Annotated in this window: 11 protein-coding genes and 1 pseudogene; 5 read left to right on the forward strand and 7 right to left on the reverse strand. The window is 56.2% G+C overall.

Annotated elements, in window-relative coordinates; translation table 11 throughout:
* Positions 1-129: 129 nt before the first annotated feature.
* On the reverse strand, positions 130-1,227 hold the full coding sequence (locus tag WLY71_RS27685) for a GNAT family N-acetyltransferase/peptidase C39 family protein (RefSeq protein WP_347806093.1): 1,098 nt from the start codon (positions 1,225-1,227) through the stop codon (positions 130-132).
* A gap of 92 nt (positions 1,228-1,319) precedes the next feature.
* On the opposite strand from WLY71_RS27685, the gene WLY71_RS27690 reads away from it, so the two are divergent.
* Entirely contained in the window at positions 1,320-2,894 is a 1,575-nt protein-coding gene (locus WLY71_RS27690) for a RimK family ATP-grasp domain-containing protein (protein ID WP_347806094.1), read from the forward strand.
* Between the two features lie 7 nt (positions 2,895-2,901).
* On the forward strand, positions 2,902-3,825 hold the full coding sequence (locus tag WLY71_RS27695; protein WP_347806095.1) for a magnesium transporter CorA family protein: 924 nt from the start codon (positions 2,902-2,904) through the stop codon (positions 3,823-3,825).
* Here the strand turns inward: WLY71_RS27695 and WLY71_RS27700 are convergent.
* Positions 3,806-4,138, reverse strand: a complete 333-nt coding sequence (locus WLY71_RS27700) for a DUF2834 domain-containing protein (RefSeq protein ID WP_347806096.1) — start codon at positions 4,136-4,138, stop codon at positions 3,806-3,808. The two genes, WLY71_RS27695 and WLY71_RS27700, sit on opposite strands and share 20 nt — an antisense overlap.
* A 357-nt stretch (positions 4,139-4,495) precedes the next feature.
* On the opposite strand from WLY71_RS27700, the pseudogene ilvA reads away from it, so the two are divergent.
* Positions 4,496-5,488, forward strand: a pseudogene (gene ilvA, locus WLY71_RS27705) (threonine ammonia-lyase, biosynthetic); the annotation flags it as partial.
* Positions 5,489-5,512: 24 nt separating this feature from the next.
* On the opposite strand, the gene WLY71_RS27710 reads toward ilvA, so the two are convergent.
* Positions 5,513-5,818, reverse strand: a complete 306-nt coding sequence (locus WLY71_RS27710) for an NIPSNAP family protein (protein ID WP_074876451.1) — start codon at positions 5,816-5,818, stop codon at positions 5,513-5,515.
* Positions 5,819-5,847: 29 nt separating this feature from the next.
* The gene (gene eco / locus WLY71_RS27715; protein WP_347806097.1) at positions 5,848-6,330 is read right to left on the reverse strand and encodes a serine protease inhibitor ecotin; all 483 of its coding nucleotides are present in this window, start codon (positions 6,328-6,330) and stop codon (positions 5,848-5,850) included.
* A 305-nt stretch (positions 6,331-6,635) separates the two neighbouring features.
* On the opposite strand from eco, the gene WLY71_RS27720 reads away from it, so the two are divergent.
* Positions 6,636-6,905, forward strand: a complete 270-nt coding sequence (locus tag WLY71_RS27720; RefSeq protein WP_129444312.1) for a DUF1652 domain-containing protein — start codon at positions 6,636-6,638, stop codon at positions 6,903-6,905.
* Here the strand turns inward: WLY71_RS27720 and WLY71_RS27725 are convergent.
* Positions 6,902-7,297 carry a hypothetical protein gene (locus WLY71_RS27725; RefSeq protein WP_347806098.1) on the reverse strand — a complete coding sequence of 132 codons (396 nt, stop codon included), beginning with the start codon at positions 7,295-7,297 and terminating at the stop codon, positions 6,902-6,904. The two genes, WLY71_RS27720 and WLY71_RS27725, sit on opposite strands and share 4 nt — an antisense overlap.
* A 91-nt stretch (positions 7,298-7,388) precedes the next feature.
* Positions 7,389-7,658 carry a DUF2790 domain-containing protein gene (locus WLY71_RS27730; protein WP_046047138.1) on the reverse strand — a complete coding sequence of 90 codons (270 nt, stop codon included), beginning with the start codon at positions 7,656-7,658 and terminating at the stop codon, positions 7,389-7,391.
* Between the two features lie 504 nt (positions 7,659-8,162).
* Here WLY71_RS27730 and WLY71_RS27735 point away from each other — a divergent pair.
* Entirely contained in the window at positions 8,163-8,459 is a 297-nt protein-coding gene (locus WLY71_RS27735; RefSeq protein WP_347806099.1) for a hypothetical protein, read from the forward strand.
* A gap of 154 nt (positions 8,460-8,613) precedes the next feature.
* Here WLY71_RS27735 and WLY71_RS27740 read toward each other — a convergent pair whose 3' ends face one another.
* Positions 8,614-9,108 carry a tetratricopeptide repeat protein gene (locus WLY71_RS27740; protein ID WP_347806100.1) on the reverse strand — a complete coding sequence of 165 codons (495 nt, stop codon included), beginning with the start codon at positions 9,106-9,108 and terminating at the stop codon, positions 8,614-8,616.
* Positions 9,109-9,214: the final 106 nt, after the last annotated feature.

A 9,214-nucleotide genomic window follows, 5' to 3' on the forward strand; every position in this document is an offset into this window, starting at 1 on the left:
AGGGATTGATCAATCGAAGTATGCTTTTTCATGGACTCGCCCTCGCTGTCGTTGGCTGATTAGACTGCCACCGTGGCGCATTGACGCCTCGGCTTGGGCGAGTCCATCCAATTACAAGGGTGTTTTTGGTCACGTTCGGGCGTACAGGATCACTGCCGCCCGAAGCTTGCCCCGACCGAAACTGCACATCTTTTCAAATTCCCCATGGCTGACCGGCAAATGCTGGCAGTCCATGGGTTGGCGATGCTGGCTGTGATCGACATCCGGGTCATGCAGGTAGACGAACTCGTCATCGCAATCGGTGACGATCACCCAATGCGGCGATTTGGAACGGGTCAGTCGATAGCTGCTGATGAGCACCAGCGGTTGTCCGCCACCGTCCAGTAAACCCGGAAGATCCAGCGGCCCGCCGATCACTCGCTCCACATCAGTCTCTTGTAGCTGCGTGGTGAACTCTTCGTGCACTAACCGCATTACATCTTTCTTATGCGCATCGCGTACGCCATCGAGAAACAGTGGCCCGGCCATGCTCAGTTGCAGTCGCACCCGAAACCCTCGGTGCCATGCTGCCAGCGCCAGGCCTTGAGGGCTGCAACCGCCGTGGCCCGAAGTCATGAACACCGTGGTCGCCTCGCGCCAGATTTGCAGTTCTTCACGCCGCTCCAGTAACCGACCCTGTTGCAACGCGCCCATGGCCATCAACAAGCAGGCCGGGCCGCAGGTGAAGTCGGTGGTCTGTCGGTACCACGGCACCTGGATATTGCGCGAGTCGCGGTGCTGGAGGATGCGCTTCTCAAGGCGCAGCGCGTCGGCATGGTCCTGGTAATAGTCATGAATCAGCGCAAAACGCCGGTAACCGTTGCGCTCATACAAGGCAATCGCTGCCGGGTTGTCGATGCGCACCTCCAACCGCAGGTAGGCGCAGTCATGTTCAAGGGCGCAGGCCTCGACGCGTTCCAGCAACTGTTTGCCCAAACCATTGCCACGGGCCTCGGCGGCGATGGCAATCGAATACAGCCGCGCCAGGGACGTACCTCGATGGAACAACACCACCGCGTAACCGAGCAGCACGTCGCCGACTTCGGCTACCAACAGCTGTCCATGGGCGCGAGTGATCATCCACTGAAAACTGCGACTGTTGAGCCGATCCGTGGTGAAGCATTGCTCTTCGAGTTTCAGCAGCGCCGGTAAGTCTTCAACGACCGCCAGGCGAAAGACAGGATGCATATGACCACCGTAAAAGTTGCGTAACGAAACGGGACTTTCGAAAAAGTTCGTGCTTAATAGGAAAGGTCTTGTTCTCCAACGGATCAATCACTATGTCAGCGGTACAAGGTCATTGGCGCGAAGTATCCGAGCAAACTTTGCCGCCGGCAACTTTTTTAAATGATGCGGTTAGAACTTCAAGCCAGTTGATTATCATCGTCGAACGCAAGGAAGACTGGGCGTCCTACTTTCCCAGCGAAGACATCGTCACGGCCCAGGAATACTTGGAACAAACTCGCGACAACGAGCAGGGCAAGCGGGTCCAAGTGATCAACCTGTGCCGCAGCTACAAGTACCTGGGGCACGGGTATTACTGCTCGCTGCTGGCCGAAGCCCGGGGGCACAAGGTCATTCCATCGGTGCGGACCATCAGCGAACTGACGCGTAAATCGCTGTACGGCCTGGCCCTGGATGATCTGGATAAACCCTTGGAAAAGGCCCTCAGTAATCATCTGTACAGCGATACCGAGGGCTTTACGCTAACCCTGTATTTCGGCAAGACCAATATCGAGCCCTTGCAGGATCTGGCGCGACAGTTGTTTGAAGTATTCCCGTGTCCGATATTGCTAGTTGAATTTCGACGAACTAACGGCTGGCACATCGAAGGCATAAAGTCCGGGGCCTTACACAAGTTGCGCGAAGATCAGGAAGATCAGTTCGCCAACTCCCTGGACAGTTTCAGCCGCAAGATCTGGCGCGTGCCGCGCTCCCGACGCTTGGCCCGTTATGACCTGGCCATCCTGCATGACCCGCAGGAAGCGTTGCCGCCGTCCAACGCCAAGGCCCTGGACAACTTTGTCCGGGTCGGTAAGACCCTCGGCATCGATGTCGAGCTGATCGAGCGCAAGGACTACGCCCGCATCGCCGAATACGACGGGCTGCTGATCCGCGAGACCACAAGCGTTGACAACCATACCTACCGCTTCGCCAAGAAAGCCGAGAGTGAAGGGTTGGTGGTGATGGACGACCCGACGTCGATCCTGCGCTGCACCAACAAGGTCTACCTGACCGACCTGCTGAAAAGCCATCAACTCGGCATGCCTGCCACCGAAATTCTCTACAAGGAACGACCGGAAGACTTCGAACGGGTCGGCGAACGGTTGGGCTTTCCGCTGGTGTTGAAGATCCCCGACGGCTGTTTCTCTCGGGGGGTGATCAAGGTCGAAAGCCAGCAAGCCTTGCTCGAAGCCACGGCCGAACTGTTCGAGCATTCGGTGCTGTTGCTGGCTCAGGAATTCTTCTACACCGAATACGACTGGCGCATCGGCGTGCTCAACCGCAAACCCATCTTTGCCTGCCAGTACTTCATGTCCAAGGGCCATTGGCAGATCTACAACCACAAGGCCAAGGGCCAGGACATCAATGGCGAATGCCGTACCCTGGCGGTTCACGAAGCACCGCGGGCAGTGGTGGAGCTGGCGGTGAAGACTGCGAACCTGATCGGCGATGGCCTCTACGGTGTCGACCTCAAGCAGTCCGGCGACAAAGTGGTGGTGATCGAGGTCAACGACAATCCCAACATGGACGCCGGCATCGAAGACGCTTACTTGCAGGACGATCTCTATTCACTGGTGCTGGAAGAGTTCGTCCGCCGCCTGGAACTCAAGCGCCGCGGCCAGGCCTGGTGAACGGCCGATGATCAAGAGCTTTCAACTGATCCACGGCGCCCTGCACAAAGTCGAACGGCTGGACGCCGAAGTGATGCTCTTCAGCAACCCCGACGCCGCCGAGCGGGACCTGCTGCACAGCCATTTCAAGCTCGATGAACACGCCCTGGCCTCGGCCCTGGACCCCGACGAGGTGTCGCGCATCGAGTTTCACCCCGACAACTTGTTCCTGATCTGGAAACGCCCGGAAAACTATTCCGGTGCCGGCAGCCTGGCCTTCGAGGTGTCGTCCTGCGGCTTGCTGTTCTCGCCGGGCCGTTTGCTGGTGATTGCCACCGACGACTCGCCGCTGCACGGGCTCGGCACCCGGCAGCGGCTGAACACGCCGCTGGATGTGTTGCTGGATTTGTTGTTCAACAACATCCATCACTACTTGGGCCACTTGAAGGTGATCAAACTGGTTGCCCGGGAGTTGCAGCAAAAATTCAATGCGTCGATGGAAAACCAGCACCTGATCCAGATGTTCAACCTCAGCGAGAGCCTGATCTATTACATCAACGCCATCCACAGCAACGGCGCGGTGCTGACCCGGCTGCGCAACCACGCGGAAAAGGAACACTTCAGCGCCCAGGCCATCGGCCTGATCGACGACCTGATCATCGAAAACAACCAGTGCTACAAGCAGGCGGAAATCTACTCCACGGTGTTCTCCGGGCTGATCGACGCCCGGGGCAACCTGATGAACAACAGCATGAACAACCTGCTGCGCAAGCTGACGTTGATCAATGTGGTTTTTCTGCCGCTGAACCTGATTGCAAGTATCGGCGGCATGTCCGAGTTCAGCATGATGACGGCGGGCGTGCCGTGGTGGGTTTCGTATCCGCTGTTTCTGACCGCGATGATAATGGGGGCTGGGGTGATGGTGCTCGGGCTCAGACGGTTGGCGAAGTGACAGCCTTTCTCCGATCCTGCAGGCCACGGACCACGAGGTACACCAGCGGCCCGATGGAGACGAAAATAGCGGTGATCAAAAGGTAGGGAACCACCGACCATCCCGACTGCCCCCGCTTGCGCGCATCCGTGTACATCCAGATGCCTGCGAGCGTCGCCAGCAGGTACAAATCAATCACCACCTGCGCCGTGTCGGGGCGCGACATCAGGCTGATGCCGAAGTCGATCAATGACTGTTCGGCCTGAAGCATCACCGAAACGGTGTAGCCGGCGAACGCGATCAGGGCAATGAGGGGCAGGGCGACAGACTTCATGGTTTCCTTCCTTGGGACAATGAGCAGAGTCGTCATCCTACAGAGGCCGAGTAAAACTGGCCATTGACTTGCCATCAGCGCCCGGCTAATTTCCGGACATGACTTCCACTGTATTGCGCTGCCAGCCAAGCATTATTACCGCCATTCCTTATTTGGCGGGCTAGCTCACGACTGCAGCACCCAACCCGCCCTAGAGGCGGGTTTTTACTTTCTGTCTCCTGGGTCTTGAATCAACGCCGACCGGCGTAGGAGCTGCCGAAGGCTGAGATCTTTTGATCTTGGCGTCCGCAAGATAGATCAAAAGATCGCAGCCTTCGGCAGCTCCTACACACAGTCGGTTTACGACAGGAGACAACCATGAGCCCCCCCGCCCAGCAGACCTTGCTTGAGCACTACGTGAAAAAGATCCTTGCCGCGCCCGTGTATGAGCTCGCGGTGCGTACGCCGCTGCAACCGGCGCCAGCGTTGTCCGAGGCGCTCGGCAATCAGATCCTGCTCAAGCGCGAAGACTTGCAACCGACCTTTTCCTTCAAGATCCGCGGTGCCTACAACAAACTGGTGCAACTGAGCGATGAGCAAAAGACTCGCGGGGTAATCACCGCTTCCGCCGGTAATCATGCTCAAGGCGTGGCGCTGGCGGCGCGTGAACTGGGGATCGCCGCCACCATTGTGATGCCGTGCACGACGCCGGAATTGAAGGTGCTTGGCGTACGCAGTCGGGGTGCTGATGCGGTACTGCACGGTGAGAGTTTTCCGTTTGCGCTGGACTATGCACTGAACCTGGCGCGGCAAACCGGTCGTACCTTTGTCTCGCCCTTCGACGATCCGGATGTGATCGCCGGGCAGGGCACCGTCGCCATGGAAATCCTGCGTCAGCATCAAGGTCCACTGGACGCGATCTTCGTCCCGGTGGGTGGTGGAGGCCTGATCGCTGGCATCGCGGCGTACGTCAAATACTTGCGACCTGAAGTCCGCATCATCGGCGTCGAGTCGGAGCATTCCGCCTGCTTATATGCGGCATTACAGGCCGGCGAGCGAGTTGTCCTGCCGAACGTAGGCACTTTCGCCGACGGTGTGGCTGTCGCACAGATCGGTGCTTATGGTTTCGAAGTCTGCCGGTTCTGTGTCGATGAGGTGTTGACGGTCAGCAACGACGAACTCTGCGCCGCCATCAAGAATATCTACGACGATACCCGCTCGATCACCGAACCCTCCGGTGCCTTGGCCGTGGCCGGAATCAAGAAATACGTGGCGCAAACCGGTGCCCGTGGTCAGACACTGGTAGCGATCGACTCAGGTGCCAATATCAATTTCGACAGTTTGCGCCATGTGGCCGAACGCGCCGCGTTGAGCGGCGCCCCGGCGTGAGCGGTGTCAGGCCAGCAGCGGGCGCAGGAAGGTCCGCTCATAACTGACGATAAACTTCTTCTCGACCAGCGAAGCCACGAGCGCGGCGCTTTCGGCGTCAGTCATCGCGATATGCCGGTAGCTTTCGTAGTCCGCCAGCGAAGGAAAGCTGAACAGGCAGTAGGCGATATTGCTCGCGCCCTCGGAAGGCAGGAAGTACCCGTGGTGCGTACCGCCCAAACGCTCGACGATGCCGAGCCAGGCTTTGGCGTAGGCTTCGAATTCGCTGAGTTGATACGGATCGATCACATATTTGACGTGGCAGGTAATCAAAATGGCGCTCCTATAACGGGATAGAACGGTTATTCCTGAACGGCTTTCTCGACCTTGCTCGACGCCGACCAGATCCGGTAGCGGACTTCGACGTCTTTGGGCACGTAGAGCACGATCGGCAGTTTGCTGTTGTAGCGCAGCATGAAACCGTCACCGACCACCGGCACAAAGTCTTTTTTACTTTTGCCGTCCGGGCAGGCCATCAGCGTACTCATCGGGCCGATGACTTTTTCCAGTCGGTAGAACGGGTAGCCCCAGCCTTCGAGGTTTTTCTCCTCGAGAATACCGCCCAGGCGTTGGCGATTGCAGTCGACGGTCAGGGTTTTGCCGGCGAGGACTTCGACCTGGAAGCTGTCTTCCTGAGTCTGTGCCGGAAGGCGAATGACCTGGCGGGTGAAACCGCTTTCAGCTTTGGGGAACGGCGCGACTTCTTCAAGTTTTTCGGCGTGAGCGATGGTCGACAGCCCAGCAAAAATCAGCCCGACGGTAGTGATACAGGTCAAAGAACCCATGATGCCTCCTTGCTTGCGAGTGGGGTCAGCGGATACTGATTTGATTGGCCGCATTCTTACTGGCGTGGTCGGCCAATGCAAACTTGTCGCTGGATGTATGCAAATTGCAGGGGCGCCACAACGCCTTTCTTGCATATTGCATGGGCTATTTACGCGCGGTTTCGCTAAATCGTTGATTTACCGATGAGCTGCAGGGCGAAATCCTAGGCATGTTTTATGCTGTAGCTGGTCTTAAGCTGACCGGGGATTTCATTGCGTCAGTATCGATAGTTGATTGGCAGTCTCACATTAAGGAGAGGGTCGCCATGTTTCTTTCTGCCTTGGAACTTCGCAACATTATTGAAAGCAGTTTTCTGCCGAAACGTTGTCAATGCACGCTGTCGCCGGACCTGTCGATGACCGTCAAGGTGTATTCCGATCGTGAAACCGATCACCTCGATCTAATGAAGACAGGAATAAATGCCAAACAGCTAAATGGTTGCCGAGAAATCAATGACCTGATCGCTGGGCTGCGCTCTGACATGCAGCACCAAACCATTGCCCGGACCCTGCATCCAGACCGGAAAGCGCTTTAACCCACGGTTTCGAGTTCCATCGACACGCGCTTGGTCTGGAGAAACGCCAGGCCCAGCGCCAGTTCGACCACCACAGCAAGCAATATGCCCGGACCGGCATGGCCATTGAGCCATTCGCCAAAGCCCAGTGCTGCCAGCCCCCAGCAGCTGACCATGAAGCCATTGCTCAGCGCATGGCGGGTGATCGAAGGCGACTCGTTTCGAACCAGATAAAACATCACGCCCAATGCCGCGAACAGCATTGCACTGCGCCGCGCGACAACGCCCACCGCCAACGAGTATTCAATGCTCCAGATCGACAGCAACCAGTCGGGCATCAAACCCCAGACCAGGGCCAACAGAAAACACAGCGCGGCGGTAAAGGTCGACAAGGCACGAAACGATAACTGCATGGCGAATCCTTGCGGCAGTGGGGGGAGGCGCTGAGCATAGCGCCAGAACCCCTCACAGGAATACCGCAAAGTATTGAATCAGACCTTTCCGTCAGTTTTGATAACTGCAAGCGTCGGAAAGTTTACGGTAGGAGATTTCCGCAGGCTTGCCCGAGGTGCTGTCGATGTACTTCATGTCGGCTGTGACCACTTTGCAGTCCAGCGTCGACGGTTCGGTCAAGGTAATGACCTTGCCCACGTGCAGCGGCATACCGTAGTGGTACGGCACCGCCTGGGAGCTCGAAGTGTCATTGGCCTGGGCCAGGCCGGCAAACGCGGTGCAGGCGAGGGCGGTGGTGATCAGCAAGGTGCGCATGTTCATGAATGGTCTCCGATGCAGGCTTAAAGTCAGCTCGACGTCTAGGCGTCGAACCTGCCGCACTGGGCGTCAGAAACTCTGAGGGCGTGCGGTCCAGTAAAGTTTTGGACCGCGGGGTTAAGCGATGGTTAACCCGACTGAATGCCGCCTGTCGTGAGGCTGTTTCTGACAGAGGTTTCATGTAGGTAAAAAAACTGAGGGAGCTTCGGCGTGTTCCTACACGCTCGGACTCTTTGTCGTCTTTCGCCGGCAAGCTACCAGCGTTTACTGTTTGACCTCGCTGCAAAATCAGCGAGCAGGTTTGGTCACCTGATTAACACTGCACATATGTGCCATCATTCGCGCTGCGGACTTCTACGTCTCGTAGTGCGTTGCAATGGTGGCTGTGTGCAGGACGCTTTCGGGCGAGCCGTTTTGAGTGTTAGCGGTTGACCAAGCCTGCACACAGCCGCCTCCATCGTTTGGTCACGGTGCTGGCGATTACTAATTAATGCTCGAGTAATTACTATGCCAACGATAAATCCATTTCCCGATCGCTATCGCTCAATCAAAAGCAGCGTTACCGACTCAAACCCAATGGTCATCGATACAGAGGCCAATCCCCAAGATATCCTTGAAGCCGCTTTACAGCGTGTCCGAGCCGCCAGCCAGTTACTTGAAACGCTCCATTGCCAGTGTTTCAAGAACGGTGATGTTCAAGATATTCCGCACATTACTCACGCGCTTTATCTGCTGACGCAGGATGGGTCCGATTTGCTGCTGGTTGCGCAGCAGCAAATGATGGGGTGGAAGGCGCCGGTCTGACGCTATACCTAAAAGAACAAGCCAAGCTCCTGAGGAGCTGGCTTGTCTGGGAGGATTGAGTTACCAAGAGACTTTTTTCATTGGCCGAAAATTGATAGAAAAATCAGTATCCAAGTTTGTCAGGATAAAATGAAAGTGGGGGATGTGAGTCTTTTCACTCTTTAGCAAAGTTATTGGCTTCGATGATTTGTTCGGATGTCATCTTTTCCGAAATAAGAGGAAGTTTTCCTTCGATATAAACTTGGACGTTTCCACCGCCGTCTAGCTCTTTCAGCAACGATACCAGCGCATAGCCTTTTATGAGGTCGATAGGGTATCCGACTTTATCGGGGGTATGAGAAAGATAAGCGCCGTAGCTACTTACAGCGTCTTGGTAACCAGTTTTTGCAGCGATCTCAAGCCAATGACGAACGCCTTCCATATCACCACGCTCATACAAAATAGAAATGTATTCGATCATGGCCTTCGGGTATCCACCTTCGGAAGATGCTTTCAACCATTTCTCTTCGGCGGATTTACGATTCCACGGTAGTAAAAAACTACCTTCTCCCTCCGAATAACGATTGGCTAACAGCCATTGTGCCGGGGCGTAGCCTGCTTCTGCCGATTTTTCTAGCCATGTTAGATCAGACTTTGGTAACCGCTCCATGAACCCCACATTCAAAGCCAGCAGTTGATCCCCGAAGCTGTACTCCGTTTTCTCTCTGGAGCCAGCACGTCATGATGCGACCCGACGCTAAAGTCGAAAAAGTGTA

This window comes from Pseudomonas rossensis (assembly GCF_039888995.1).
In the GTDB taxonomy this organism is placed as follows: Bacteria; Pseudomonadota; Gammaproteobacteria; order Pseudomonadales; family Pseudomonadaceae; genus Aquipseudomonas; species Aquipseudomonas rossensis.

Coding starts and splice junctions, on each gene's coding strand:
- WLY71_RS27695 (WP_347806095.1), top strand. CDS start 2,902: ATGATCAAGAGCTTTCAACTGATCCACGGCGCCCTGCACAAAGTCGAA.
- WLY71_RS27690 (WP_347806094.1), top strand. CDS start 1,320: ATGTCAGCGGTACAAGGTCATTGGCGCGAAGTATCCGAGCAAACTTTG.
- WLY71_RS27720 (WP_129444312.1), top strand. CDS start 6,636: ATGTTTCTTTCTGCCTTGGAACTTCGCAACATTATTGAAAGCAGTTTT.
- WLY71_RS27730 (WP_046047138.1), bottom strand. CDS start 7,658: ATGAACATGCGCACCTTGCTGATCACCACCGCCCTCGCCTGCACCGCG.
- eco (WP_347806097.1), bottom strand. CDS start 6,330: ATGGGTTCTTTGACCTGTATCACTACCGTCGGGCTGATTTTTGCTGGG.
- WLY71_RS27740 (WP_347806100.1), bottom strand. CDS start 9,108: ATGGAGCGGTTACCAAAGTCTGATCTAACATGGCTAGAAAAATCGGCA.
- WLY71_RS27685 (WP_347806093.1), bottom strand. CDS start 1,227: ATGCATCCTGTCTTTCGCCTGGCGGTCGTTGAAGACTTACCGGCGCTG.
- WLY71_RS27700 (WP_347806096.1), bottom strand. CDS start 4,138: ATGAAGTCTGTCGCCCTGCCCCTCATTGCCCTGATCGCGTTCGCCGGC.
- WLY71_RS27725 (WP_347806098.1), bottom strand. CDS start 7,297: ATGCAGTTATCGTTTCGTGCCTTGTCGACCTTTACCGCCGCGCTGTGT.
- WLY71_RS27735 (WP_347806099.1), top strand. CDS start 8,163: ATGCCAACGATAAATCCATTTCCCGATCGCTATCGCTCAATCAAAAGC.